The organism is Streptomyces sp. NPDC001135 (genome assembly GCF_053598395.1).
Map to the genome: position 1 here is coordinate 29,524 of NZ_JBSFKD010000003.1, position 26,500 is coordinate 56,023.

Below are 26,500 nucleotides of genomic sequence, written 5' to 3' on the forward strand. Positions count from 1 at the left end.
CTCGTTAGGCGGTCGTGACACTGACTGAGAGGATCGCAGCCGGGAATCTTCGCTCGGCGCTCACACTTCAGGCGGAACACGACGAAGGGGAGGGACGTTTTGACGGATGTTCGGATCTACTCGATGAGTTCCTGAGGAGAATCACCCAGCTGGAAACCGAGTATCTGCAGGCGATGGTGGGGCTATAGGACTTACCTGATGGACAGGATTCAGGACGAAGACATCTTCAGCGACTCCGAGTTCAGCACGATCGAGATAGAGTGGGACCCGGTCGAAGAGCTGGCTCAGATGCTGTCCGCCGCATCCGGCGCGAATCCCGAGCCGAGCCCGCCGCACGAGCGCTCCAGCCACAGACGGAACCGGCGGCGGATCCGTACGGAATCCCGCTCGCCCGAGACCAATCGCAGCGCTCATGTCACCCTGCTGATCGCTACGATCTCGGTGTGCGCAATCTGCATGTTGGGCTGGTCGTTTTCTTATTCTTATACCCAGCTCCGTGCCACCGCTTCTTCCGTACTGCCGATGAGACTGGCCCAGTGGTGGCCGCTGACGGTGTACGGGCCGTGGCTCGTGGCGGCCCTGTCCATTCTGCGGGCCACCGTGCAGAACCGGAGTGCGCGCAGATCGTGGGGTGTGCTGCTGGGTGCCTCCGCCATGGCCGTCGCCCTGTGCGTCAGCCATTCATCACATTCACCGCTTTCACTGATCATCTTCGGAATTCCACCCATCACCGCACTGGTGTGTTTCTGGGAGATCGTGGGGCAGGTCTCGTCCAAGGTGTCCAAGCCCCGGCACGCCGCACACAGCCGGCGGAACTCCAAGCCGCAAGGGCCGACGTTCGACACCCCGTGACGTACGGCGCCCGGGCCGGCCGCAGCCGGTCCGGGCGCCTCCCTTGGTCACCGACCGTGTTCGTTCGACATGCGGAGTGTGCGGGTCTACGCAAGCCTGGGCTCACCCCCAAGACACCTGTCTTGCCGGAGGACCCAGAAAGGACCGTTCGCCATGCGACACATCTCCGCCCTCTTCATCGCCGCGCTCCTCGCGGCACTTGCGATCCCCGCCGGTACCGCCTCGGCCGCCGACGGCCACATCTGCGATACCCACACGATTAGCTCGCTGTGCTGGCGGTAACCCCTTCTTGAGCGTGGACAGGCCGTCGACCGTGGAGGTCGCGGCCTGTTCGCGTTCCGTGTGAAGGTTCCGCGAGCAGGTCCAACTGCTCTGTGCGCACAGCCCGGTTGGCGCATCTTGGGTGCGGCGTCGGGCCCCTGGGTTTCGCGGTCTTCAGGAAGAACCTGGGAACCGACCAGTGGGCTTCCGGAGCGAACCCCGGCTGTTCCTGCCGGCCTACCCGTCGCCCGCTCGCTCCGAGCGTCCGCGCCGGGAGGTGCTCCTGAACGGCGGGCGACAGCGCCTGCTTTGGGACTTCGCCCTCAAGGGAATGGTCGTCTTCCGGCCGGACCGGGAGGCGAGGTTCATCCGGAACTCCAGCCGGTCATGAACCAGTTGGCGGCACTGGACACCCGGCACCGATGAGGGGGAACGGGGGACGGCGTACCACCCTGTCCGTCACCTGGGCGCGTCCGAGCGCGTCGTCCCCCTCGTGTTCGCCGTGGCACACCTGATCCTTTGTGCGGGCACACTGTCGGTGTGACGTATCTGGACGCTCTCGCCGATCGCATCCGGTCCTGTCTGCCCCCGCACGCGAAGCCTCCCGCGGACTCCGACGCCCTGTTCCGCCTCTACGCCGTGCTCCTGCTGGCCAAGGGCGAACAGGTGACCGACGAGGACGTGCACAACGCCTGGTGTGCCTGGATGCGGACGGTGGACAGCGACCACAGGGCCCTGGTCCCCTTCGCCGACCTCGACCAGGAGACACGCGCCGCGGACGCCCCGTACACGCAGGCCATCCACACGGCGGCACGCCGGGTGTTCCGGTCCTGATCAGCTCAGCGGCTCGGTGGAACGCGACCGTCACGTGGCGCCGACATGAGGTGGGCGAGCACGGCCAGCACGCGGCGGTTGTCGTCGTCGGAGGGGGCGAGCTCCAGCTTGGTGAAGATGCTGGTGCTGTGCTTGGACACGGCCTTGTCGCTGATGAAGAGCCGGTTCGCGATGGCGCTGTTGGAGCGTCCCTCGGCCATGAGCTCGAGCACCTGGCGTTCCCGCTCGGTGAGCCGGGAGAGGGGCCCGCGTGCGCCGCGGCTGCTGCGGCCGAGCAGCTTGGTGACCACTTCCGGGTCCATGACCGTGCCACCCGCGGCGACCGTACGGATCACGTCGACGAACTGGTCGTCGCTGAAGACCCGGTCCTTGAGCAGGTAGCCGACCCCGCCGGCCTGGTCGGCGAGCAGTTCCTGGGCGTAGATCTGCTCGACGTACTGCGAGAGCAGCAGGATCGGCAGTCCGGGTATCCGTTCCCGGGCGGACAGCGCCGCGCGGAGTCCGTCGTCGGTGTGGGTGGGCGGCAGCCTGATGTCCACGATCGCGAGGTCCGGCCGGAACTCCAGCAGGGCGCCGAGCAGGCCCGGCGCGCTGTCGGTGGCCGCCACGATCTCGAACCCGCGTGCCGTGAGGAGCCTGACCAGCCCTTCCCGGAGCAGGAAGAGATCCTCCGCGACGACTACGCGCACGGCACCTCCATGACCACGATCGTCGGCCCCCCGGGCGGGCTGCTGACCGCCAGGATCCCGTCGAAGGCCGCCAGCCGCCGTTCCACCCCGGCCAGCCCGGTGCCCCGGGCGGGATCCGCGCCGCCCACCCCGTCGTCGACCACCTCGATGCGCAGCAGCCCGTCCGTCCGGGCCATGCGGATCCGGACACCGTGCGCCGATGCGTGCCGGACGGCGTTGGTGACCACCTCGGCGACGGCGAAGTAGCAGGCCGACTCCAGCGGGGCGGCGAGCCGCCCGGGCAGATCGATCTCGGTCTCACACGGCAGGGGCAGGTCCAGCGCGAGCGCCCGGACCGCCTCCCCCAGGCCCCGGTCGGCCAGCATCGGCGGGTGCATCCCCCTGATCAGGCCGCGCAGTTCCTCCAGTGCCGCCGCCGAGGCGACGCGGGCCTCGACGACCAGTGCGGCGGCCTCGTGCGGATCGCTGTGGATCATCTCCTCGGCGACCCGGAGGTTCATCCCGATGGTGACCAGCCGTCCCTGCGCGCCGTCGTGCAGGTCCCGCTCGATCCTGCGCAGCTCCGCGGCCGCGGAGCCGACCGCCTCGGCCCGGGTCTCGGTCAGCTCCCGCACCCGCCGGGTCAGCGCCGGATCCGGCCCACGCCCCCACAGCCGCCTGGCATCCGGCAGCACGGTCAGCGGCAGCAGCCAGAGACCGAGGGCCAGCAGCGCTGCCCCCTGGATCCCGCCGAGGACCGACACATGGTGAGCCGTCTCCAGGGGGAGCGACGGCGCCGGCCCGCGCGGGGAGCCGAACTTCCGCACCACCACCAGGGATTGCCCGAACCCGCTCTGGGCGACGTCGTACACCCCGATCCCCACCAGCCCCAGGGCCGCCAGGTCCGCCGCCGCCCTGGGCCACCGCACCAGCCCGGCCACGACGGCCGCCAGCAGCGCCAGCCCCACCAGGTAACCCACCACTGCCGGCCCGATCCCGGTGCCCGGCGACGCGAACTGCCACAGATCGAGGCCGAGCAGGTCACCGGTCATCACCACGACGGCGGGCAGCAGCAGGGCCCAGCGCGCGGACCTGGGCGCGTCGGCTCCGGCCAGACGCGCGGGCCTGCCGTTCGCCGGCCGGAGCAGAGCCGCACCGGCCAGGGCGGCGAGCACCGGGACGCTCACACTGCCCACCAGGACGTTCAGCAGGGTCCGCCCATAGCCGGCAGAGGAATGCGTGAGCCAGTACGTCCATTCCAGCAGTTCGCCGGTCACCGCCGCGACCACCGGCAGCACCCACCGCCTGGGCACGCTCGCCGACGTGAGCAGCGTGGTGGCCAGCAGGCCGGCCATCAGCAGCGCCGCCGGGAGCAGCCCGTCGGGTTCCAGAACCGGCACGGTGACGACGTAGCCGGCCCCTCCGGCGGAGTCGTGCAGGGCGAACAGCAGAGCAGGCACACTGCCGTACGCGGCCGTACCCACCAGTCCCGCCACGACCGGCCAGCCGATCCGCCCAGCCGGCCGCGCGCTACGCGCCGCCCGGTCCCGCGCCTGCTCCGCCCTGAAAGCCAGCACGGCACAGACCGCGGTCAACGCCACGAGCACGCCCCCCGGCCAGGGCGCCGCCCCGCTCACCGGAAACGGCCACATATCCGCCCCCCGTCTCGTCCTCCAGGCCACCCGCTGCGACCTGGAGATCATGCTGCTGCGAGGGACCTGGCAGGCGCCATGGGCCGGAACCTACTTCTGGGGTAGGCAAACACCTACCCGCACCGGAAGGCCTCGGCCGGATGTGCAGGCCGGGAGGAGACACCCGAAAACGCCGCAGCGCCCGAGCCGACCGAAGCCGACACGAGCGCTGCGTAGCAGGTCAGAGGGTTGCCCCTCGCCTACAACTCGTAGGCCCTGTGGGACTCGAACCCACAACCAATGGATTAAAAGTCCACTGCTCTGCCAATTGAGCTAAGGGCCCAGACGATGTTGCCTGTCCGAGCATAGCCGGACGAGGCCGAGTCTCCGATCGGGTATCGGTGACCCGGCCGCGTCGGGTGGGGTTCGGAACGGGAGGAGCGGGCCGGATGGTCACTTTTCGACCAGCGCCGGAGCGGCGGCCCGCTCCCCGCCGAGGAACCAGTGGCGGGCCGACGCCAGCCACCAGGCCGACGCGAAGCCGAGCACGACCAGGACGGCGACGGGGGCGTAGTTGAAGGTCTCCCAGGTGACCGGGGAGACCTGCGGCAGCATGAAGAGGATCGTGATCACCACGACCCAGGTCACCGAGACGACACCGACCAGGGACGACCAGCGGCCCAGGTGCCACGGCCCGCGTTCGAAGGCGGCGCCCCTGCGGATCCGCAGGAAGGTCGGGATGACGTACGCGATGTAGAGGCCGATGACCGCGATCGACGTCACCGCCGCGTAGGCCGTCGTGTTGATCAGGTAGGGCAGGCCCAGGGCCAGGGCGCCCAGCGCGGCCAGCCAGACCGCCGCCACGGGGGTGCGGGTGCGCGGGCTGACCGTGTGCCAGAGACGGGAGAACGGCAGCGCGCCGTCGCGCGAAAAGGCATAGATCATGCGGCTGTTGGCCGTCACCGACGCCATGCCGCAGAAGAGCTGGGCGCCGATCACGACCAGGAGCAGGAGTTTGCCGGTCGTGGCGCCGAGTGCGTCCAGGAGGATCTGGGCCGGGGGCGCGCCCGTCGGGGACGTCAGTTCCCCGTCGTAGGACTGGATGGCGAACGTGAAGCCCAGCAGGAGCACGAAACCGGCGATCCAGGACGTCCAGATCGAGCGGACGATGCCCTTCGGGCCCGCCGTGGACGCGTCGTGGGTCTCCTCGGTCATGTGGGCGGAGGCGTCGTAGCCGGTGAAGGTGTACTGGGCCATGAGCAGGCCGAGGAGGACGACGTACGGGCCGCTGCCCCAGCCCGTCTCATTGACGAAGTGCGTGAACACGAAGGACGCCGTCCGGTGGTGGTCGGGGACGAACGCCAGCGCGCCGACGATCACCGCCACGCCCAGCACGTGCCACCACACGCTCACGCTGTTCAGGAACGCGACGATACGCACGCCGAAGGTGTTCAGCAGGCCGTGCAGGACGAGGATCGCCGCGAACAGCAGGACCGTGCGGCCCGGTGTCACCTCGAAGCCGAACTGCAGGTTCAGGTACGCGCCCAGGAAGGAAGCCGCGCCGAAGTCGATGCCCGCGGTCACCGCGACCTGGCCCAACACGTTGAACCAGCCGGTGAACCAGGCCCAGGCCGCCGCCGAGCGGGGTGGGGCGAGGCGGTGGGCCCAGAAGTAGAGGCCGGCCGAGGTGGGGTAGGCCGAGCAGATTTCGGCCATCGAGAGGCCGACGAACAGGGTCAGCAGGCCCACCACCACCCAGCCCCAGGTGATCACCGCGGGCCCGCCGGTGGTCATGCCGAAGAGATACAGGGTCAGGCAGCCCGACAGCACCGAGATGATCGTGAAGGAGACGGCGTAGTTCGAGAACGCCGACATCCGGCGGGCAAGGACCTGGGTGTAGCCGAGCTGGGCCAGCCGCTCCTCGTCCGAGAGGCCGTGGGTCCCGTTCGCTCTCGCGTCATCTGTCATGCCCCCAGCAATTCCCTCCATGGGGGCGTGACATGCGTCACCCGGTGACTGAAAAGGGCCCGTACGACCGAAGTCGTACGGGCCCTCGTCGGGTCACTCGGCGTCAGCCGCGGCTTCCGCCGTGGTGTCAGCCGTTGCGCTTCCAGCGCGGCTTGTCCTCGCGGCGGCCGAAGGAGCCGTTGCCACGGTGGTCGTCACGGCGGCCGTAGGGGCGCTCGTGGCCGCCGGAGCGGAAGCCCGGGCGGTCGTCGCGGCGGTCGCGGTTGAACGGCCGGTCGCTGCCCCGGTGCCCGCCACGCTCGTCGCGACGGAAGCCGCCCCGGTCGTCACGGCGCTCGAAGGAGCGGCCACCACGGTCGCTGCGGTCACGGTCGAACGGACGGCGCTCCTCACGGCGCTCGAACCCACGGCCACCGCGGTCGTCACGGCGGTCGAAACCACCCCGGTCGTCACGGCGCTCGAAGGAGCGGCCACCACGGTCGCCGCGGTCACGGTCGCTGCGGTCGCGGTCGAAGGGGCGGCGCTCGTCACGGCGCTCGAAGGAGCGGCCACCACGGTCGTCACGGCGCTCGGAGGACCGGTCGCGGTCGAACGGGCGGCGCTCGTCACGGCGCTCGAAGCCACGGCCACCGCGGTCACCACGGTCGCCCCGGTCCTCGCGGCGCTCGAAACCGCGCTCGCCACGGTCGTCGCGGCGGTCGAAGCCGCGCCGCTCCCGGCGCTCGTACGGCGCCGAAGCCGCCGGGCGCTCCTCGCGCTCGGTCTCGCGCTCCGCCGACCCCTGGGCCACGGCGAGCTCCTCGGCCGCCGTCGCCTGCGCCTCGGCCACCGCGGCCTCGGGGTCCTCGCCGCGCTCGCGGGCGACCCGGGCCACCAGCCGGTCGGACTCCTCGCGCAGCTCGGTGGCACGGCGCTGGGCGCGCTCCAGCTGCTTGGTGAGCTGGGCGACCTCGCGCTCGGCCTGCTGGGCGGCGTTGGCGGCGGACTCGGCCTGGACCTCGGTCATGGAGCGGGCGCCGGTGATCTCGGCGACCTCCGGGTCGAAGGCGCCGGCGCCCTGGATGATGTGGCGGGCCGCGTCGACGCCGGCGTCCTCCATCAGGCGGAAGATCTGGCGCCGCTGGTGCGGCAGGGAGAGGGAGACGACCGTGCCGGTACGGCCCGCACGGGCGGTACGGCCGGCGCGGTGCAGGTAGTCCTTGTGGTCGCCCGCGGGGTCGACGTTCAGGACGAGGTCGATGCCGTCGACGTGGATGCCGCGCGCGGCGACGTCCGTCGCGACCAGGACGTTGACGTACCCGTCCTTGAAGTCGGCCAGGGTGCGGGTGCGGGCGCCCTGCGTCATGCCGCCGTGCAGCGCGTCGGCCTTCACGCCGGCCTCGCGCAGCTGCTCGGCGACCCGGTCGGCGCCCAGCTGGGTGCGGACGAAGATGATCGTGCGGCCCTTGCGGGAGGCGATCGCGGCCGTGACCGGCGCCTTGTCCTTGGGCTTCACGATGAGGATGTGGTGCGACATGGTCGTCACCGCGCCCTGGGCCGCGTCCACCTCGTGGGAGACGGGGTTGTTCAGGTAGCGGTCGACGAGGGTCTGGATCTCGTTCTCCATCGTGGCGGAGAACAGCATGCGCTGGCCGCCCGCCGGGACCTGGTCGAGCAGCTCGGTGACCTCGGGCAGGAAGCCCAGGTCGGACATCTGGTCGGCCTCGTCCAGGACGGCGATCTGCACGTCCTCGAGGGAGCAGGCGCCGCGGTTGATGATGTCGCGCAGGCGGCCCGGGGTGGCGACGAGGATGTCGACGCCGCGCTCCAGGGCGTAGATCTGGTTGCCCATGGAGGTGCCGCCGCAGACGACCTTCATCTTCAGGCCGACGACGTCGCCGTACGGCTGCAGGGCGTCGGCGACCTGCATCGCCAGCTCGCGGGTCGGGGTCAGGATGACCGCACGGGGCTTGTGCTTCTGGGTGCGGCCGCCGGCCAGCTGGGCCAGGGTGGGCAGACCGAAGGAGAGGGTCTTGCCGGAGCCGGTGCGGCCACGGCCGAGGATGTCCTTGCCGGCCAGGGCGTCCGGGATGGTCGCGGCCTGGATCGGGAAGGGGGTGGTCACGCCGTTCTGCGCGAGCTTGCGCACGACGCCCTCGGGCAGGCCGAGGTCGGCGAAGGTGGTCTGGGGGGTCTGGTTGGTGTCGGCCTCGGGGGCCTCGGTGACCTCGGTCGTCACGTCGACGAGTTCGTTCTCGAGCTCGTTCTCGGACACGACGATCTGATCAACACTGGACACGGACATGCGAATGCGAAACCTTCCGGAGTCTCTTCGGCACGCGCCCGTCAACTCCGTGATTCGCTCACGACCGCCTCAATGCGGTCCGCCACGGCAAAGGAGAGTACGCGCCACACGGCGCGCTCTGTGGTGGCGCCGGGCAAATGGGATCAAACGATCTACCACCATACGCACCCACCACCCCTGAAGGCAAACCGAGCCCCATCACCGCAGGTCAGCACGGTAACCGCGGACCTGCTCACCGCCTGCGAACCGACTCGGCGGGCGACAGGGCGACCCGGCACCCGCAGATCGACTCACCGCCCCCGGTCCGGCCCGGCACCCGCAGATCGACTCGCCGTCCCCGGTCCGGCCCGGCGCCCACAGTTCGCTCGGCGCGCGCGGTTCGGCTCATCGTCCGCTCGGACCTTCACGCCGGTACGCCGGCCGTGGGCGCCGGCTCGCGCTGGACGAGCTGTGGTCCGGTCCCCTCGTGCGCCGAGGAGGACGGCTCGGCCGACGGCGGCTCGGAGGTCGCCGGGGGCGGGGGGGAGGACGGGGGCGGCTCGGGCGGGGCGGAGGTGACCGGCGGAGGCGGTGGGGCCTTGGTGGGCGCCGGGTCCACGGGCTCCGTGGTCTTGCGGGGCTTCGCCGGGGTCGCGGAGGCGCTGTCCTCGCCGGACGGGGTGGGCGACGCGGAGGCCCGCTCCTCCGGCTTCGGCTTGCTGCCGTGCCCGTGTTTGCCGTCGACCGCCGCGCCGTTGTGACCGAGGCCGCCCGCACCGACCACCGGGCCGCCGTCGGGCGCCTTGCCGCCGCGCTGCCCCGCCGAGTGCGAGGGCCTGGCCGGGCCCGCGGCGTCACCGACGTTCACACAGCCGGCGGCAGCGGCGAGGGCCAGCACCGTGACGGTGAACCGGACGGGTACGGGCAAGGGGCGCACGGCGGCCACCTCCGGAGGCAAGGAAAGGAGTCAACCTCCCCAACTCCCGCTACCCACAAGAGGACACGCGCCCCACCCGCATCCCCACAGGCATCACCGATCAGCCACACACCCGCACGCACCGCCCACCCGAGGTCGGCGCGGCGCCCCCACGCCCCACCTCGCCCGTCATCCGCCCTCACCCATAGCCGAGGGAGTGCAGGCGGGCGTCGTCGATGCCGAAGTGGTGGGCGATCTCGTGCACCACGGTCATCTCGGTCTCCGCGACGACGTCCGCGCGGCTGGTGCACATTCTCAGTGTGGGCCCGCGGTAGATGGTGATCCGGTCCGGCAGCACCCCCGCGTACCACTCGCCGCGGTCGGTCAGCGGCGTCCCCTCGTAGAGACCCAGCAGCTCGGGGTCGTCGACGGGCGGTTCGTCCTCCACGAACACCGCCACGTTGTCCATGAGCCGCGTCAGCTCCGGCGGGATCCGGTCGAGCGCCTCGGCCACCAGTTCCTCGAACTCCTCGCGCGTCATCTCCAGCACACGGTCATTGTCCGGCACGAGGGGCTCCCGGGAGCGTCCCCGACGGGCCGGGCGAGACCTGTACGAGGCCTACCGGGGCCGGATATCCGCATATCCGCCCCGGGCCGTGGGCATACGGCACCAATGGTCCGCGTCCCGGTCGCAGCACTCCGCACGATGACGAACCGCATGCACACCGCCCGCCGCGCCAGCCGCCCGCTGCGCGCCCCGGAACTCGCCCCCCGCCCCCGCCCCTGGATCCGCGCCCTCGGCCTCACGGCGGTCGTCCTGCTCGGCGCCTGGCTGGGCCTGCTGATCGTGGGGAACGTACGGACCCCGGTCGGGCCCATGAACACGACGATGGCCCTGCGCCCGTCCCTCACCGGCGGCACGAGGATCAACATCTCGCCCCTGGGCGCACTCTCCCTGGACAGCCATGTGGCACCGGTCCGCCTGGACGTGAACGTGGACCAGCTCGACCCGCTCCGCTCCCAGGCCCTGGTCGACCACCCCGAGCGGATCTCGGGCCTCCAGGACGAGGTCGCCAAGGACGTCGAGCACGGCACGCTGGACCTGGCCGTTCGCTCCTGTGTCGCCGTGGTCGCCGGTGCCACGGCCCTCGGCCTCGCCGTCTACCGCAGCCCCCGCCGGGCCCTCGCCGCGGGCGGCCTCGCCCTGGCTCTGCTGGCGGCGTCCGGGGCGAGCGCGTACGCCACCTGGAACCCGAAGTCGATCCTCGAGCCGAGGTTCTCCGGACTGCTCAGCTCGGCGCCGCAGGTGGTCGGCAACGCGCGCAGCATCGTCACCGACTTCGACGTCTACCAGCAGGAGCTGGCCCGCCTGGTGACGAACGTGACGAAGCTCTACGACGTCACCTCCACACTCCCGGCCTACCAGCCGGACCCCTCCACCATCCGGGTCCTGCACGTGTCGGACATCCATCTCAACCCGGCGAGCTGGAAGATCATCTCCTCGCTGGTGGAGCAGTACAGGGTGAACGTGATCGTCGACTCCGGCGACACGATGGACCACGGCACGGCGGCGGAGAGCGGCTTCCTGGACCCGGTCCGGGACCTGGGGGCGCCCTACGTCTGGGTGCGGGGCAACCACGACTCCCGGACCACCCAGCACTATCTGGAGCGGATGAAGAACGTGCACGTCCTGGACGACGGACGCGCCCAGACCGTCGCGGGCCTGCGCTTCGCGGGCATCGGCGATCCCCAGTTCACCCCCGACCGCTCGGTGGTGCCCGGCGGAGACGCGGCCGAGCAACTGGCCGGCGACCGGCTGGCCAGCGCCCTGCGCGACCAGCGGGCGGCCGGGAAGCCGGTCGACGTCGCGATCGCGCACGAGCCCGTCGCGGCCCGCGAGACGGACGGCGAGGTGCCGCTGGTCCTGTGCGGCCATCTGCATCACGAAGGCGACGAGAGGCTCCCCTACGGCACCCGGCTGCGCATGGAGGGCTCCACGGGCGGAAGCGGGCTGCGGGCGGTGGAGCGCAAGTACCCCGCCCCCATCGAGGCCTCGATCCTCTACTTCGACCGCGACAGCCGCCGCCTGCAGGCCTGGGACGCGATCAAACTGGGCGGGCTGGGCGAGACGACGGCCGAGGTCAGCCGCCACCTGGCCGACGACGCCCTCGGCCGGCGGCACCACCGCGAGGAACCGGGGTCCACACCCGGCCCGACGGCCCCTTCGCACACCTCTTCCATGCCCTCGCCGTAAACCGTTTTGGCGATACCCCCCGCCATCCCATATGCTTCTCACGTCCCCGACGCGCTGAGAAGCGCCCAGGCGGGCCGATAGCCCTCATCGTCTAGCGGCCTAGGACGCCGCCCTTTCAAGGCGGTAGCACGGGTTCGAATCCCGTTGGGGGCACGCAATACCGTGTGCGACACTGTTGCACGCACGCTTGGTCCTGTGGAGCAGTTTGGAGTGCTCGCCACCCTGTCAAGGTGGAGGCCGCGGGTTCAAATCCCGTCAGGACCGCTGGTGTTTCACGTGAAACACCGTGGCTGGGTAGCTCAGTTGGTACGAGCGTCCGCCTGAAAAGCGGAAGGTCGCCGGTTCGACCCCGGCCCCAGCCACAGCCGCCCTACCAGGGCCTGAACCCCTCCCCGATTCCACCGGGGAGGGGTTCTTTCGTGCCGTCTACGCCATCCGGTACGCCAACGAGCCTCACGCCTTGGACGCGGCCACCAGCGTCACGCACACCGCGCGGGCGGTCGGGCCAGGTGCCGCCGGCCGCGTCGACGACGGCGAGCAAGGTTTCCCAGACGTCCGCCGGGCGGTCGGTGACGCCGTCGGGCATGTCGGGCCAGGCGCCCATGACGAACCCTGGGCGTGTTCGGCCCTTGGGCGAGTCGGTCACGGAGCTTGTGGCCTTCCGCCTCGTGGATGCGGGCCCGGAAGGGTTTGATGCGTTCGTTGCGGGCTCGTCGTCGCATGCGGATGACGACGGAGCGGGTCATGATCATGTCGGGAGCCATACCCCTGGCCGGAACCGTCGGCCAGGGGGTGTTCAGCCCGCGCGGCTACCCGATGCCGCCCACGACCCCTAGGTCCACTTCCAGCCCGACTCCCGCAGGGCACCGGCGCGTTGCATGAGCGCGTCGATCCGGGTGGCCGCTTCCGCCGGTTCCCAGTAGTGGGTCGATGCGGTCGTCTGGTGGGGATGCTTGCGATAAAGGACGCTCGGCTCCGCTATGAACTCTCCGGGCGCCACGGCTTCCGCAGCAAGGAGCAGGGCGACCGTCTCGGCTCCGGACAGTGCCTGCCAGCCGCCCAGCGCGAGCACCAGACGACGGTGAGCGGCGAAGGTGGTCGCCTGGACGGACAGACGCTGCTCCCGCACCTCGTGATAGAAGCGGGCCGGCTCCAGGGGGCCGCCCGGAGGGTCGCAGGGACCCGGTGCGGTGCTCCCGTCCTCGTGGAGGTCGACACAGGCGGACACGCACCACGGGACGCGTTCCAGGGCCTCTATGTCTCTCTCCAGCGCGCCCGGCAGCAGCACGTCATCCGCGTCCAGCGTCCGGATCAGGTCTCCTGTCGCGCGCGCGAGGGCATGGGTACGCGTCACCGCTATGCGCGCTTGCAGTCCTGTCCCGAAGGTGACCCTGGGGTCACTGGGCACGCTGTTCGCGGGGATACCCGAGGTGCCGTCCTCCTGCACGCACCATTCCCATTGCCAGTCGTCGGGGAGCTTCTGTTCGCGCAGGGATTCATAGGTGTCACGGAGGAAGTGGTGGCCGCCGTTGTGTACGGCGGTGATGACGCTGATGGTTGGCATGCAAGGGTCCTGCCAGAGACGGATGTGCTCACCGTGATCATGACATGAACCGATGGCCAAGGCTTTGCATTCAGTGCCCTGCGTGTCCGCCGGGCGGCGACTAGGGGACCACCCCCACGCCGTATGATCAGGCGCCGAAGGGGGGCATCTGTGGCAGACGACGTCCGGGGTTTCGACATCGCACGGCGTGGTTACGACCGTGCCCAGGTGGACGCCTATCTGGCCGGTCTGGCCACGGGTACGGCAGCCGACGCACCGCCCGCCTTCGACATCGTCCGGCGCGGGTACGACCGTACGCAGGTGGATGCGCGGATCGCCGAGCTGCGAGGCGGGCGACGATGACGCGGCCCCGCGCTGCAGGACCCCCGCCAAATCGTTCGCGTGTTTTTCCTGGGGGGTGAGATCCTGGATCGCGTATGTCTACGCATCCCGCCCCCGTTCTCGGCACCCTCGCCCCCCGTCTGACCGAGTTGTCGCTGCGCGACGCGCACCGGCTCGGCCGGCGGCTCGAGGGCGCGCGCAAGATCCGTAAGCCGGAGGCCCGCGCCGCCGTCCTCGCCGAGATCGAGGGCGAGATCGGCAGGGCCGAGGAACGGATCGGTGAGCGGCGTGCCCGTGTGCCCGCCGTCACGTACCCCGAGCAGCTCCCGGTCAGCCAGAAGAAGGACGAGATCGCGGCGGCCATCCGCGATCACCAGGTCGTCATCGTGGCCGGTGAGACCGGTTCCGGAAAGACCACGCAGATCCCGAAGATCTGTGTGGAGCTGGGCCGTGGTGTGCGCGGCATGATCGGGCACACACAGCCCCGTCGTATCGCCGCCCGGACCGTGGCCGAGCGGGTCGCGGACGAGCTGAGGACGCCGCTCGGCGAGGCCGTCGGCTGGAAGGTGCGGTTCACCGACCAGGTGAACCCGGACGCCACGTTCATCAAGCTGATGACGGACGGCATCCTGCTCGCCGAGATCCAGACCGACCGCGAGCTGCGCGCCTACGACACGATCATCATCGACGAGGCCCACGAGCGGTCCCTCAACATCGACTTCCTGCTCGGTTATCTGGGGCAGCTGCTGCCCAAGCGGCCGGATCTCAAGGTCGTCATCACCTCGGCGACCATCGATCCCGAGCGCTTCTCGCGGCACTTCGGCGACGCCCCGATCATCGAGGTCAGCGGCCGGACGTATCCGGTGGAGGTGCGCTACCGGCCCCTCCTGGAGGAGGAGAGCGACGACACCGACCGGGACCAGATCACCGCGATCTGCGACGCCGTCGAGGAACTCCAGGCCGAGGGCCAGGGCGACATCCTCGTCTTCCTCTCCGGCGAGCGGGAGATCCGGGACACCGCCGACGCGCTGGAGAAGAAGAAGTACCGTTTCACGGAGGTGCTGCCGCTGTACGCCCGGCTGTCCCACGCCGAGCAGCACCGCGTGTTCCAGCCGCACACCGGGCGCAGGATCGTTCTGGCCACCAACGTCGCCGAGACCTCGCTCACCGTCCCCGGCATCAAGTACGTCATCGACCCCGGCTTCGCCCGGATCAGCCGCTACAGCCACCGCACCAAGGTCCAGCGGCTGCCCATCGAGCCGATCTCGCAGGCCAGCGCCAACCAGCGCAAGGGCCGCTGCGGCCGGACCAGCGACGGCATCTGCATCCGGCTGTACTCCGAGGACGACTTCCTGGCCCGGCCGGAGTTCACGGACGCCGAGATCCTCCGTACGAACCTCGCCTCCGTCATCCTGCAGATGACCGCGGCCGGCCTCGGCGACATCGAGAAGTTCCCGTTCATCGACCCGCCGGACCACCGCAACATCCGCGACGGCGTGCAGCTGCTGCAGGAGCTGGGCGCGCTGGACCCGACGCAGAAGGACCCGCGCAAGCGGCTCACCGACACCGGCCGCAAGCTGGCCCAGCTGCCTGTGGACCCGCGCCTGGCCCGCATGGTGCTGGAGGCCGACAAGAACGGCTGTGTCCGCGAGGTCATGGTCATCGCCGCCGCGCTGTCCATCCAGGACCCGCGTGAGCGCCCGGCCGACAAGCAGACCCAGGCCGACCAGCAGCACGCCCGCTTCAAGGACGAGACCAGCGACTTCCTCGCCTACCTCAACCTGTGGCGGTACGTCCGCGAGCAGCAGAAGGAACGCGGCTCCAGCTCCTTCCGCCGGATGTGCAAGCAGGAGTACCTGAACTTCCTGCGCATTCGCGAATGGCAGGACATCTACACCCAGCTGCGGACGGTCGCCAAGCAGATGGGGATCCACCTCGACGAGGCGGACGCCCCGGCCGACCGCGTCCACGTCTCGCTCCTCGCCGGTCTGCTCTCCCACGTCGGGATGAAGGACGTACGGGACGGCAACAAGAACGAGTACCTGGGCGCCCGCAACGCCAAGTTCGCGATCTTCCCGGGCTCGGCGCTGTTCAAGAAGCAGCCCAGGTTCGTGATGTCGGCCGAGCTGGTGGAGACGAGCCGGCTCTGGGCGCGGGTCAACGCGAAGATCGAGCCCGAGTGGGTCGAGCCGCTGGCCGGACACCTGCTCAAGCGGACGTACAGCGAACCGCACTGGGAGAAGGACCAGGCGGCCGTGATGGCGTACGAGAAGGTCACGCTGTACGGCGTCCCGATCGTCGCCCAGCGGAAGGTCAACTACGGCCGTGTCGACCCGGAGACGAGTCGCGAGCTGTTCATCCGCAACGCGCTCGTGGAGGGCGACTGGCGTACGCACCACAAGTTCTTCGCCGACAACCGCAAGCTCCTCAGTGAGGTCGAGGAGCTGGAGCACCGGGCGCGGCGCCGGGACATCGTGGTCGACGACGAGACGCTCTTCGACTTCTACGACCAGCGGGTGCCCGAACAGGTCGTCTCCGGCGCGCACTTCGACTCCTGGTGGAAGCACAAGCGGCACGAGCAGCCGGACTTCCTGGACTTCGAGCGGGAGATGCTCGTCCGGGAGTCGGCGGGGGCGGTCACGAAGGCCGACTACCCGGACTCCTGGCGGCAGGGGCAGCTCACGTTCCGGGTGACGTACCAGTTCGAACCGGGCGCGGACGCGGACGGTGTGACGGTCCACATCCCGCTCCAGGTACTGAACCAGGTCACGGACGAGGGCTTCGACTGGCAGATCCCGGGCCTGCGCGAGGAGGTCGTGACGGAGCTGATCCGCTCCCTGCCGAAGCCGGTCCGCCGCCACTACGTACCGGCGCCGAACTACGCGAAGGCGTTCCTGGAGAAGGCGGTGCCCCTGCAGGAGCCGCTGACGGTCACCATGGCCCGCGAGCTCAAGCGGATGGTCGGCGTCCCCTTCGAGGCGGACGACTTCGACTGGTCCAGGGTCCCCGACCACCTCAAGATCACCTTCCGGATCGTCGACGAGCGGCGCCGGAAGCTGGCCGAGGACAAGGACCTGGAGGCACTGAAGCTGAGCCTGAAACCGAAGGCCCGCAAGGCGCTCTCGCAGGCGGCTGCGGCGACGGCCTCCCGGGAGGGCGGCGAGTCACTGGAGCGCAAGGGTCTGACCGACTGGACGATCGGCACGCTGACCCGGGTCTTCGAGACCCGCCGGGCCGGCCAGCCGGTCAAGGCGTACCCGGCGCTGGTGGACGACGGCGACACGGTGTCCGTACGGCTCTTCGACACGGAGGACGAGCAGGCCGAGGCCATGTGGAAGGGCACCCGCCGCCTGATCCTGCGGAACATCCCGGTGAACGCGGCGAAGTTCGCGTCGGACAAGCTGACGAACGCGCAGAAGCTGGCGCTGTCCGCGAACCCGCACGGCTCCGTCCAGGCGTTGTTCGACGACTGTGCGATGGCGGCGGCGGACAAGCTGATCGGGGACTTCGGCGGCCCGGTGTGGGACGAGGAGTCGTACCGGAAGCTGTACGACAAGGTGCGCGCGGAGATCGTCGACACGACGGTCCGCGCGGTCGGCCAGGTGCAGCAGGTCCTCGCGGCCTGGCAGGCCTGTGAGCGCCGTCTGAAGGCCGTGAGCAGCCCCGTGCTCCTCGCAAACCTGACGGACGTGCGCAAGCAGCTGGACGCCCTCGTGAAGCCGGGATTCGTCACCTGGGCGGGCATACGCCGCCTCCCCGACCTGATGCGCTACCTGGTGGCCGTCGACCGGCGCCTGCAGCAGATGCCGACGGGCGTCCAGCGGGACACCACCCGCATGGAGAAGGTCCACGAGATGCAGGACGAGTACGCCTGGCTCCTGGAACAGCTCCCCCAGGGGCGCCCGGTGCCGCGGCAGGTCCTGGACATCCGCTGGATGATCGAGGAGCTCCGGGTGAGCTATTTCGCCCACGCGCTGGGCACCGCGTACCCCGTCTCCGACAAGCGGATCGTGAAGGCGATCGACGCGGCCGTCCCGTAATCACTCGCACACAGGGGGTGAGTTCGACCAGGCGGGCTCACCTCCTGTACAGTCTCTTCTCGCAGCGCAACGCAGCAAGCCAAGCGCCGCGAAACCTGGTCCTGTGGAGCAGTTTGGAGTGCTCGCCACCCTGTCAAGGTGGAGGCCGCGGGTTCAAATCCCGTCAGGACCGCAGCAAGGAAGGGCCCGCATCCGGCAACGGACGCGGGCCCTTTCGCATGCCGTCGGCTTCTCGGTGCGGGGCGGGCGCGTGCAGCCGGCCAGTGACGGGCGGGCGCGTGCAGCAGGTCCGGTGACGGGCGGGCGCGTGCAGCAGGTCCGGTGCCGGGCGGGGCCCGTGCAGCAGGTCCGGCGCCGGGCGGGGCCCGTCAGGGCGAAGCGGGGCTGGGGGCGGCAACCCCCGGGCGCAGCACCAGGCGGAGTTCCAGGCACAGCACCAGGCACAGCACCGGTCACGCGCGCGGGGATCGGCACCGGCGCCCGGGGGATCCGGCCGAACCGGCGGAGCCCGGCGCCCTTGACGGCGGCACATTGCGCCGGTACCCAGGGACCAGGGCCCGTTCCCCCTGTGCGGTCCGCGGAGGTGGCGTATGGCGGCATCGGCCAGGCACGAGACGCGGGCGCTGCTGAGGGCGCACCTGTCGGCCGCCTCGTCCTACCGGCACCTCACCCGCCACTGCCCCATCTGTCACCACCTGCTGCGGCTGGCCATGGATGCCGGCCCCCGGGCCGGGGAAACGGACGACGAGGAAGTCGAGGACGAGAGTCCCCGCAGCGCGTGACCAACGCCGGTCCCAACAGCCCGTCCTGCGTGGGACGCTGGAACAGGTCACTCCACTAGCGCACACACGCCACCGGCAACAACCGGCGCGCCGTGTGACGGGAGTCACCGCATGAGTTTTTGAAAGGCCGGTACTTACCCCTGCCCTACAACTGGTCAATTTAATATGTGCAATTGCACCGGGCCCAGGGATCACGCACAGCGGTTCCGACAGCCCTGCCCAGACTCCGACAAGGCCGCTCACAGGGGCCCACCCGCCACCCGACCAGCGCACAAAAAAGATCGCGCTGGACCCGGCGGAGTCCAGCGCGATCTACGACGCACCCTGTGTCGCTGCCTACAACGTTCTCTTCGGCCTGGGCGAGGGGCCTGTTGGGGCAGGTCCCGCGTCGCTTGGAGCTAGGGTTCCGGGCGCCTCGGCGGGTTGGGGGACCAGCCGTATTACCCGGTTATGTGGTTGTTCAGGCCTCGCTGCGCTGCTGCGGGATGCCCGCGAGAAGAGCGCGGACCTCGGCCTCGCGGTAGCGGCGGTGCCCGCCGAGCGTACGGATGGACGTGAGCTTGCCGGCCTTCGCCCACCGCGTGACCGTCTTGGGGTCGACGCGGAACATGGTGGCGACCTCAGCCGGGGTCAGCAGCGGCTCGGCATCAGGGGTGCGAGCGGTCATGAGCGGCCTCCTCGGGAGAACCGAACCTTCTCGGTTCTTTCCTCTAAATTCTGCACCTTGACCCGCGTCGCCCGAAATGGCGGACGCGAGTCGAGTCGGTTATAGGACGAACGGCTTGTCCTCGGCACTACAACTACACCATCTGTCCAGCCGCGTCGGCCAAACCGATGGAATTGCCCTCCCAGGTGTTCATCAGCGACGGAAGCCGATGGACCATGCCATAGCGGACAGTCACGCCACTGTGACGATCAGTCACAGGACGATCAGGAGTCACCAGACCCCCCAAAGCGTGCAATGCGGAGATTCCGCCCACAGTGGAGCATAGTTGGACGGACGGAGTCCTCCCCGGACTCCTTGTCCTATTTTGGCATGAGGGGCGGCACTTAGGGCAAGGCTCTTGTAAGTGCCGTCCATCACGCTTGAGACAAAAGTCCAGATCGGGACCAACGTCCCGTCAGATGAGCAAGTGCCGTAGACCGTACGTCGTTCGACGCCGTTCGAGCCGTGACGTACGTCACCCGTCATCTCACTCAGTTCGCGGAACGCCGGTCCCGTACCGACCGCCACCGCTCCACGAGCCGCACGTAGACCTCGCCGGCCGCCGCCCCGTCACCCCGGCGCAGCGCCTCGATGCCCTCGGCCACATCCGCCGCCGAGTGGTCGCCCTCCAGCTCGCCGGCCGGCAGCACGTGCACCAGGCCGCCGTAGTCCAGTTCCACCAGCGAGCGCGGGTGGAACTCCTCCAGCCAGCGGCCGACGTCCAGCAGGCCGTCGATCAGCGGGCCCTCCTCGACGGTCTCCTTCAGCGTGCGCAGCCCCCGCGCCACCCGCCGCCGGGCCTGGACCATGGGCGTGCGGTAGCGCAGCAGCGGCGGCACCTCCGCGGTGCCCTTCTCGTACCGCCGCTCCTCGTCGGAGACCAGCACGAACCAGTTCAGCGGCACCTGCCAGGTCGCCGTGCGGATCCACGGGCGGGCGTCGGGGTTGCGGTCGAGCCAGCGCTCGTAGTCCTGGGCCGCCTGGCGGCGCACGACCGGGGGCAGCACCGCGTCCAGGACCGACGCCGGGAGCTCCTCCGCCAGCTCGCCGAGCGCCTGCCAGCCGCGCAGCCGGGTCCGCCACGGGCACACGCAGACCACCCCGTCGACCTCCAGAACGAAGGCGTCACTGCTCTCGTGCACCGGCACCGCGACCGGCGGGGTGGGCAGCAAGTCGGCCAGGGAGCGGCGCAGTTCGTCCTGGTAGGAGGGGCGGTCGGGGCGGCGGGCGTACCGCGTCCAGTGACTGCGCTCCGGCTCCGGGAAGGCGCCCAGCGGCTCGTACACGCGCAGGTACGCGGCATAGGGGACGACCACGGAGGACACCTTCGGCACGCCTGCTCCCTCCCCATCGGGCCCCGCTCGAAAACCGCTGCAAAACCACTGCAAATCGTGCCACGGTCATGCGTGCACAAGAGGCCCGGGAGAGTGATCCTGAACACTGCACGGATGGTGGTCGCGCCAAGGCTCTACGCTCATGCCACGGCACCCCGCCACCCGTACGGGGTCCCACCCCACTCGCCGCTCTTTACACAGGAGTCACCACAGTGACCGACGTAATTGGCGCACCTGCCGATGTCCTGCACACCCTGTTCCAGTCGGACCAGGGCGGCCATGAGCAGGTCGTGCTCTGCCAGGACCGCGCGACCGGCCTGAAAGCCGTGATCGCCATCCACTCCACCGCCCTGGGCCCGGCCCTCGGCGGCACCCGCTTCTACCCGTACGCGAACGAGGCCGAGGCCGTCGCCGACGCCCTGAACCTCGCACGCGGCATGTCGTACAAGAACGCCATGGCCGGCCTCGACCACGGCGGCGGCAAGGCCGTCATCATCGGCGACCCGGACCGCGACAAGACCGAGGAACTGCTGCTCGCCTACGGCCGCATGGTCGCCTCCCTCGGCGGGCGCTACGTCACCGCGTGCGACGTCGGCACCTACGTCGCCGACATGGACGTCGTGGCCCGCGAGTGCCGCTGGACCACCGGCCGCTCCCCCGAGAACGGCGGCGCCGGGGACTCCTCGGTACTCACCGCCTTCGGCGTCTACCAGGGCATGCGCGCCTCCGCCCAGCACCTGTGGGGCGACCCCTCGCTGCGCGGCCGCACAGTCGGCATCGCCGGCGTCGGCAAGGTCGGCCACCACCTGGTGAAGCACCTGCGTGACGAAGGCGCCGAGGTCGTCGTCACGGACGTGCGCGCGGACGCCGTCCAGCGGATCCTGGAGCAGTACCCGGCCGGTGTGACGGCGGTCGCCGACACCGAGGAGCTGATCCGGGTCGAGGGGCTCGACATCTACGCCCCCTGCGCGCTCGGCGGTGCCCTGAACGACGACTCCGTCCCGGTGCTCACCGCCAAGGTGGTCTGCGGCGCGGCCAACAACCAGCTCGCGCACCCGGGCGTCGAGAAGGACCTCGCCGACCGCGGGATCCTCTACGCGCCGGACTACGTGGTGAACGCCGGCGGGGTCATCCAGGTGGCCGACGAGCTGCACGGGTTCGACTTCGACCGGTGCAGGGCGAAGGCGGCGAAGATCTTCGACACCACGCTGGCCATATTCGCACGTGCGAAGAAGGATGGGATTCCGCCGGCCGCCGCGGCCGACCGGATCGCCGAGCAGCGGATGGCCGAGGCCCGCGCGGGACACGCCGCGCGCTGACCCGGTCGCACAGGTGAGCGGTACCCGTCGGCGGGAACTTAGAGAGAACTCTCACTTCCCCCGGCGGGTCGTTCCCCGATAAGTGGTTAAAATCGCCACTGACCAGCGAGGACAGGGCTCCTCGAGGGTCCTGTGCACACGCGCGTGCTGCGGGCGACGTACCGTATGGGCGCGGGCTCAGGTACCGTGGAAGCCCTACGGACCGGCCTCTCCGCGGAGGGTCCGTTCCAGATCATGAACGCGTGTCAGACTCTGGGGCCATCAAGCCCCGTCACCGAGGGGGTCGAGCCATGGGGCGCGGCCGGGCCAAGGCCAAGCAGACGAAGGTCGCCCGCCAGCTGAAGTACAACAGCGGTGGGACTGACCTGTCACGGCTGGCCAGTGAACTGGGCGCATCGACTTCGAGCCAGCCGCCGAACAGCGAGCCGTTCGAGGACGATGAGAATGAAGAGGACGATCTTTACTCTCGTTACGCGGACCTCTATGAGGACGACGACGAGGATGAAGACGACGGTCCCTCACAACATCGTCGCGGCGCTTGACCTTGCACTGAGCACTCGCCCGGTCGGTGGCACTGCCACCGACCGGCTTCTGTGCTACCCGCAGGTTCAGCCGGCGTAGTCTCCGACCATGTCCGCGCCGGTCTCCTTCTCGCCCCGCTCGGTGATCTCCCCGGCCACCCATGCGTCGACCCCGCGGTCGGCCAGGGTGGCGAGGGCCACCTCGGTGGACTCCTCGGGGACGATCGCCATCATGCCGACGCCCATGTTGAGGGTCTTCTCCAGCTCCAGGCGCTCGACGTTCCCGGTCCTGCCGACCAGGTCGAAGATCGCGCCCGGGTTCCAGGTGGAGCGGTCGACGGTCGCGTGCAGCTCGTCCGGGATCACGCGGGCCAGGTTGGCCGCGAGTCCGCCGCCGGTGATGTGCGAGAACGCGTGCACATCCGTGGTGCGGGTCAGGGCGAGGCAGTCCAGCGAGTAGATCTTCGTGGGCTCCAGCAGTTCCTCGCCGAGGGTGCGGCCGAGCTCCGCCACCTCCGCCTCCAGGGACAGGCCGGCGCGGTCCAGCAGGACGTGGCGGACCAGGGAGTACCCGTTCGAGTGAAGCCCGGAGGACGCCATGGCGATCACGGCGTCACCCTTACGGATGCGATCCGCGCCGAGCAGCCGGTCGGCCTCCACGACGCCCGTACCGGCGCCGGCGACGTCGAAGTCGTCCTCGCCCAGCAGGCCCGGGTGCTCGGCCGTCTCACCGCCCACCAGGGCGCACCCGGCGAGCACACAGCCCTCCGCGATGCCCTTGACGATGGCCGCGACACGCTCGGGGTGGACCTTGCCGACGCAGATGTAGTCCGTCATGAACAGCGGCTCGGCGCCGCACACCACGATGTCGTCCATGACCATGGCGACCAGGTCGTGGCCGATGGTGTCGTAGACGCCCATGCGGCGCGCGATGTCGACCTTCGTGCCGACACCGTCGGTGGCGGAGGCGAGCAGCGGGCGCTCGTAGCGCTTGAGGGCGGAGGCGTCGAAGAGCCCGGCGAAGCCGCCGAGGCCGCCGAGGACCTCGGGGCGCTGGGTCTTCTTCACCCACTCCTTCATCAGCTCGACGGCGCGGTCGCCCGCCTCGATGTCGACGCCCGCCGCTGCGTAGCTGGCACCAGTTGTCTCAGACATGACTGTGAGAGCTTTCGTGTCGTACTGCAGGGGTGTTACGGGCGGCGGATCGCGTCGGCCGCGGCCGTGGCGGCGGGACCGGCCGCCAGCTCGGTCTCCAGCAGCTGCTTGCCGAGCAGCTCCGGGTCCGGCAGGTCCATCGGGTACTCGCCGTCGAAGCAGGCGCGGCACAGGTTCGGCTTGGCGATGGTGGTCGCCTCGATCATGCCGTCGATGGAGATGTAGGCGAGCGAGTCGGCGCCGAGGCTGGTGCCGATCTCCTCGATGGTCATGCCGTTGGCGATCAGCTCCGCGCGCGTGGCGAAGTCGATGCCGAAGAAGCAGGGCCACTTCACGGGCGGCGAGGAGATCCGGATGTGGACCTCGGCGGCGCCGGCCTCGCGGAGCATACGGACCAGGGCCCGCTGGGTGTTGCCGCGCACGATCGAGTCGTCGACGACGACCAGGCGCTTGCCCTTGATGACTTCCTTCAGCGGGTTCAGCTTCAGACGGATGCCCAGCTGGCGGATGGTCTGCGAAGGCTGGATGAAGGTCCGGCCGACGTAGGCGTTCTTCACGAGACCCGCGCCGAAGGGGATGCCGGAGGCCTCGGCGTAACCGATGGCGGCCGGGGTGCCGGACTCCGGGGTCGCTATGACGAGGTCGGCCTCGACGGGGGCTTCCTTGGCGAGCCGGCGGCCCATCTCCACGCGGGAGAGGTACACGTTCCGGCCGGCGATGTCGGTGTCCGGGCGGGCCAGGTACACATACTCGAAAACACAGCCCTTGGGCTTCGCTTCTGCGAATCGAGAGCTGCGCAGGCCGTTCTCGTCGATGGCGACGAACTCGCCCGGCTCGATCTCGCGGACGAAGCTGGCGCCGCAGATGTCGAGGGCGGCGGACTCGGAGGCGACCACCCAGCCGCGCTCCAGGCGGCCGAGGACCAGCGGGCGGATGCCCTGCGGGTCACGGGCGGCGTAGAGGGTCTGCTCGTCCATGAAGACGAGCGAGAAGGCGCCCCGCACCTTCGGGAGGACCTGGTGGGCGGCCTCCTCGATGGTGAGCGGCTTGCCGTCCTCGTCGACCTGGGCGGCGAGCAGCGCCGTCAGCAGGTCGGTGTCGTTGGTGGCCGCGACCCGGGTGGAGCGGCTGTTGTTGTCGTTCGGGAGTTCGGCGACCATCTCGGCGAGCTGCGCCGTGTTGACCAGGTTGCCGTTGTGGCCGAGCGCGATCGAGCCGTGCGCGGTGGCGCGGAACGTCGGCTGGGCGTTCTCCCACACGGAGGCGCCGGTGGTCGAGTAGCGGGCGTGTCCGACCGCGATGTGACCCTGGAGCGAGCCGAGCGAGGTCTCGTCGAAGACCTGGGAGACCAGGCCCATGTCCTTGAAGACGAGGATCTGGGAGCCGTTGCTGACCGCGATTCCCGCGGATTCCTGACCCCGGTGCTGGAGGGCGTAGAGCCCGAAGTACGTGAGCTTTGCGACCTCTTCACCCGGAGCCCAGACACCGAAGACGCCGCAAGCGTCCTGGGGGCCCTTCTCGCCGGGAAGCAGATCGTGATTGAGTCGACCGTCACCACGTGGCACGCCACCGAGTGTAGGCGAGGTCGACCACTGGTCCGAATTGGGGATACGTGGCCGTTACCGGCGCACCGGTCGCGATCACCTTGTCGGTTTCTTCGTTTGTGCAGGTCAGCGCGTTGGCGCTGATGTGTCGGTGACCGTTGGGGAGCTGTCCGTCGCCGTTCACGGGCGCTTTTCGCCCGATGCGCGAGTGAGGCGTCGCACATCATTCGGGCGCGCTGCGGCTGAGGTTGATGCGGTCGCCGTCGCCGTCGGTGAGCGTCAGCTTCCCGTCGTCGGCCTTGGCGACGAGGGTGCCGGTGGTGAGCGCGCGGGCGAGGGCGCGCTCGAAGTCCATGCGGTCCGGGGCGCAGGCCATCCTCGTCGTGCGCAGGTCACCGAAGGTGATCCGGTCGCCGTGCACGGTGGCCCGGGCGCTGAACTGGTTGCAGCCCAGGTTGCCGGCCGCCCTGCCGTCCTCGTCGATGCGCAGGCGGGCGGCGGCGGGCGCGTGCCGGGTCGTGCCGCCGGCGGTGAGGCCGTCGACCCGCCAGTCGATGCCGGTCACCCGTGACTGCTGGACGCCCACCGGACCACTGTCCGCCTTTCCGATGCCACAGGCCACCGTGAGCGGGACGAGCACGGCGGCCGCCGTCAGGGTCATGCGCTGCTTGTGCCGGTTCATACGGGTTCGACGGACCGGCGGTAGGACCGGTTCCGCTGTCGGGCTCCGCGGGGTGAGCGGCCTGCGGCAGGAACGGCCACTACGACATGAGCGGCAGCAGTCCCCCGATGTCCGCCCGCTCCCCGCCGGCCCTCACCCGGGCGTCCTCGAGGGCGTCCTTCCAGGCCAGGCGCCCGGTGGCGAGCCGGATCCAGGTCAGCGGGTCGGTCTCGACCACATGGGGCGGGGTGCCGCGGGTGTGCCGGGGCCCCTCGACGCACTGCACCACGGCGTACGGCGGCACGCGCACCTCGGTGGAGCCGCCGGGCGCCTTGACGGCCAGGGCGTCGGCGAACAGCCGGGTGGCGGCGGCCAGGGCCTGGCGGTCGTACGGCACGTCCAGGCCGGGCACGGCGGCGTTGAGGTCGTCGGTGTGGACGACGAGCTCGGCGGTACGGGTGACCAGATAGTCGTCCAGGGGCAGCGCGCCGGCGCTCGTCCGGAGGATCCGGGTGCCGGGGTTCTCCGCCAGCAGGGCGCGCAGGGACTGCTCGATGTCCGCCAGGTAGGTGTCCGGGTCGGGGTGTTCGGCGGCGGTGTCCCGGGTGAACGCGTCGATGGCGGCGGCGTTGGCCGCGGTGGCGAAGGGCCAGTCGAGCAGGACGGCGTCCGCCTTCGGCGGCTCGGGCAGGGCGAGCGCCCGGTGGATCGCGGTGAGTGCCATGCCGATGTGCGCGATCAGGTCGCGTACGGTCCACTCGCCGAGCCGGGTGGGCAGCGCGAGCTGCTCCTCGGTGAGGCCGCGAACGGCCTCCCGGACATGTCCGAACTGGGCGAGGACCGCGGCGCGGGTCCTGGCGGGGTCGTAGCTGCGGGCGCGCTTCTTGGCCGGGGGCATGGCGGTGA

General features: G+C 70.2%; 22 protein-coding genes, 5 tRNA genes and 1 pseudogene. 13 read left to right on the forward strand and 15 right to left on the reverse strand.

Annotated features, from left to right (window positions below; translation table 11 throughout):
• Positions 1–198: 198 nt before the first annotated feature.
• The 3 genes from ACWC94_RS05350 (at position 199) to ACWC94_RS05360 (ending at position 1,947) form a co-directional block, all read left to right on the forward strand.
• On the forward strand, positions 199–852 hold the full coding sequence (locus ACWC94_RS05350; RefSeq protein WP_450795056.1) for a DUF2637 domain-containing protein: 654 nt from the start codon (positions 199–201) through the stop codon (positions 850–852).
• 153 nt (positions 853–1,005) lie between these two features.
• A complete protein-coding gene (locus tag ACWC94_RS05355) occupies positions 1,006–1,134 on the forward strand; it encodes a hypothetical protein (RefSeq protein ID WP_450795057.1) in 129 nt (42 codons plus the stop codon).
• 519 nt (positions 1,135–1,653) lie between these two features.
• Positions 1,654–1,947, forward strand: a complete 294-nt coding sequence (locus tag ACWC94_RS05360; RefSeq protein WP_450795058.1) for a DUF7701 domain-containing protein — start codon at positions 1,654–1,656, stop codon at positions 1,945–1,947.
• Positions 1,948–1,952: 5 nt separating this feature from the next.
• On the opposite strand, the gene ACWC94_RS05365 is transcribed toward ACWC94_RS05360, so the two are convergent.
• The 7 genes from ACWC94_RS05365 to ACWC94_RS05395 all read right to left on the reverse strand — a co-directional run bounded on the left by ACWC94_RS05365 (position 1,953) and on the right by ACWC94_RS05395 (position 9,943).
• On the reverse strand, positions 1,953–2,636 hold the full coding sequence (locus ACWC94_RS05365) for a LuxR C-terminal-related transcriptional regulator (RefSeq protein WP_450795059.1): 684 nt from the start codon (positions 2,634–2,636) through the stop codon (positions 1,953–1,955).
• On the reverse strand, positions 2,627–4,111 hold the full coding sequence (locus tag ACWC94_RS05370; RefSeq protein ID WP_450795060.1) for a sensor histidine kinase: 1,485 nt from the start codon (positions 4,109–4,111) through the stop codon (positions 2,627–2,629). The genes ACWC94_RS05365 and ACWC94_RS05370 overlap by 10 nt, the downstream gene beginning before the upstream one ends.
• A 405-nt stretch (positions 4,112–4,516) precedes the next feature.
• A tRNA-Lys gene (locus ACWC94_RS05375) sits at positions 4,517–4,589 on the reverse strand.
• 110 nt (positions 4,590–4,699) lie between these two features.
• The gene (locus ACWC94_RS05380) at positions 4,700–6,214 is read right to left on the reverse strand and encodes an amino acid permease (protein ID WP_450795061.1); all 1,515 of its coding nucleotides are present in this window, start codon (positions 6,212–6,214) and stop codon (positions 4,700–4,702) included.
• A gap of 127 nt (positions 6,215–6,341) precedes the next feature.
• The gene (locus ACWC94_RS05385) at positions 6,342–8,498 is read right to left on the reverse strand and encodes a DEAD/DEAH box helicase (RefSeq protein WP_450795062.1); all 2,157 of its coding nucleotides are present in this window, start codon (positions 8,496–8,498) and stop codon (positions 6,342–6,344) included.
• 403 nt (positions 8,499–8,901) lie between these two features.
• The gene (locus ACWC94_RS05390) at positions 8,902–9,414 is read right to left on the reverse strand and encodes a hypothetical protein (protein WP_450795063.1); all 513 of its coding nucleotides are present in this window, start codon (positions 9,412–9,414) and stop codon (positions 8,902–8,904) included.
• 178 nt (positions 9,415–9,592) lie between these two features.
• Positions 9,593–9,943, reverse strand: a complete 351-nt coding sequence (locus tag ACWC94_RS05395) for a metallopeptidase family protein (protein WP_450795339.1) — start codon at positions 9,941–9,943, stop codon at positions 9,593–9,595.
• Between the two features lie 123 nt (positions 9,944–10,066).
• On the opposite strand from ACWC94_RS05395, the gene ACWC94_RS05400 reads away from it, so the two are divergent.
• The 4 genes from ACWC94_RS05400 to ACWC94_RS05415 all read left to right on the forward strand — a co-directional run bounded on the left by ACWC94_RS05400 (position 10,067) and on the right by ACWC94_RS05415 (position 12,009).
• Positions 10,067–11,647, forward strand: a complete 1,581-nt coding sequence (locus ACWC94_RS05400) for a metallophosphoesterase family protein (RefSeq protein ID WP_450795064.1) — start codon at positions 10,067–10,069, stop codon at positions 11,645–11,647.
• Between the two features lie 80 nt (positions 11,648–11,727).
• Positions 11,728–11,800 (forward strand) — tRNA-Glu (locus ACWC94_RS05405).
• 36 nt (positions 11,801–11,836) lie between these two features.
• Positions 11,837–11,911: transfer RNA gene (locus ACWC94_RS05410), tRNA-Asp, on the forward strand.
• 24 nt (positions 11,912–11,935) lie between these two features.
• Positions 11,936–12,009 (forward strand) — tRNA-Phe (locus ACWC94_RS05415).
• 94 nt (positions 12,010–12,103) lie between these two features.
• Here the strand turns inward: ACWC94_RS05415 and ACWC94_RS05420 are convergent.
• Together ACWC94_RS05420 and ACWC94_RS05425 are read right to left on the reverse strand one after the other, a co-directional pair.
• A pseudogene (locus ACWC94_RS05420) lies at positions 12,104–12,414 on the reverse strand (DUF3631 domain-containing protein); the annotation flags it as partial.
• A gap of 65 nt (positions 12,415–12,479) precedes the next feature.
• Complete coding sequence (locus ACWC94_RS05425) at positions 12,480–13,211, reverse strand: glycosyltransferase family 2 protein (protein ID WP_450795065.1); 732 nt, start codon at positions 13,209–13,211, stop codon at positions 12,480–12,482.
• Between the two features lie 150 nt (positions 13,212–13,361).
• Here ACWC94_RS05425 and ACWC94_RS05430 point away from each other — a divergent pair, with 150 nt between their 5' ends.
• From ACWC94_RS05430 to ACWC94_RS05445, 4 genes are all read left to right on the forward strand, one after another.
• A complete protein-coding gene (locus ACWC94_RS05430; RefSeq protein WP_450795066.1) occupies positions 13,362–13,553 on the forward strand; it encodes a DivIVA domain-containing protein in 192 nt (63 codons plus the stop codon).
• Between the two features lie 74 nt (positions 13,554–13,627).
• On the forward strand, positions 13,628–17,572 hold the full coding sequence (gene hrpA / locus ACWC94_RS05435) for an ATP-dependent RNA helicase HrpA (protein WP_450795068.1): 3,945 nt from the start codon (positions 13,628–13,630) through the stop codon (positions 17,570–17,572).
• 97 nt (positions 17,573–17,669) lie between these two features.
• Positions 17,670–17,744: transfer RNA gene (locus ACWC94_RS05440), tRNA-Asp, on the forward strand.
• 418 nt (positions 17,745–18,162) lie between these two features.
• On the forward strand, positions 18,163–18,354 hold the full coding sequence (locus ACWC94_RS05445) for a DUF6274 family protein (protein ID WP_450795069.1): 192 nt from the start codon (positions 18,163–18,165) through the stop codon (positions 18,352–18,354).
• A gap of 460 nt (positions 18,355–18,814) precedes the next feature.
• Here ACWC94_RS05445 and bldC read toward each other — a convergent pair whose 3' ends face one another.
• Positions 18,815–19,021 (reverse strand): developmental transcriptional regulator BldC, encoded by a 207-nt coding sequence (gene bldC, locus ACWC94_RS05450; RefSeq protein WP_003949541.1) that lies wholly within the window; start codon positions 19,019–19,021, stop codon positions 18,815–18,817.
• A 530-nt stretch (positions 19,022–19,551) separates the two neighbouring features.
• The gene (locus ACWC94_RS05455) at positions 19,552–20,394 is read right to left on the reverse strand and encodes a hypothetical protein (protein WP_450795071.1); all 843 of its coding nucleotides are present in this window, start codon (positions 20,392–20,394) and stop codon (positions 19,552–19,554) included.
• Between the two features lie 212 nt (positions 20,395–20,606).
• On the opposite strand from ACWC94_RS05455, the gene ACWC94_RS05460 reads away from it, so the two are divergent.
• Together ACWC94_RS05460 and ACWC94_RS05465 are read left to right on the forward strand one after the other, a co-directional pair.
• Positions 20,607–21,713 carry a Leu/Phe/Val dehydrogenase gene (locus ACWC94_RS05460; protein ID WP_450795072.1) on the forward strand — a complete coding sequence of 369 codons (1,107 nt, stop codon included), beginning with the start codon at positions 20,607–20,609 and terminating at the stop codon, positions 21,711–21,713.
• A 290-nt stretch (positions 21,714–22,003) separates the two neighbouring features.
• On the forward strand, positions 22,004–22,255 hold the full coding sequence (locus tag ACWC94_RS05465) for a DUF3073 domain-containing protein (RefSeq protein ID WP_069780012.1): 252 nt from the start codon (positions 22,004–22,006) through the stop codon (positions 22,253–22,255).
• A 66-nt stretch (positions 22,256–22,321) separates the two neighbouring features.
• Here the strand turns inward: ACWC94_RS05465 and purM are convergent, their stop codons facing one another.
• The 4 genes from purM to ACWC94_RS05485 form a co-directional block, all read right to left on the reverse strand.
• A complete protein-coding gene (gene purM, locus ACWC94_RS05470; protein WP_450795073.1) occupies positions 22,322–23,389 on the reverse strand; it encodes a phosphoribosylformylglycinamidine cyclo-ligase in 1,068 nt (355 codons plus the stop codon).
• Positions 23,390–23,424: 35 nt separating this feature from the next.
• On the reverse strand, positions 23,425–24,954 hold the full coding sequence (purF, locus tag ACWC94_RS05475; protein WP_450795074.1) for an amidophosphoribosyltransferase: 1,530 nt from the start codon (positions 24,952–24,954) through the stop codon (positions 23,425–23,427).
• A gap of 202 nt (positions 24,955–25,156) precedes the next feature.
• Positions 25,157–25,594: an META domain-containing protein gene (locus ACWC94_RS05480; protein WP_450795075.1), complete on the reverse strand. Its 438-nt coding sequence runs from the start codon at positions 25,592–25,594 to the stop codon at positions 25,157–25,159.
• A 100-nt stretch (positions 25,595–25,694) separates the two neighbouring features.
• Positions 25,695–26,492: a sterol carrier family protein gene (locus tag ACWC94_RS05485; protein WP_450795076.1), complete on the reverse strand. Its 798-nt coding sequence runs from the start codon at positions 26,490–26,492 to the stop codon at positions 25,695–25,697.
• Between the last annotated feature and the right edge of the window lie 8 nt (positions 26,493–26,500).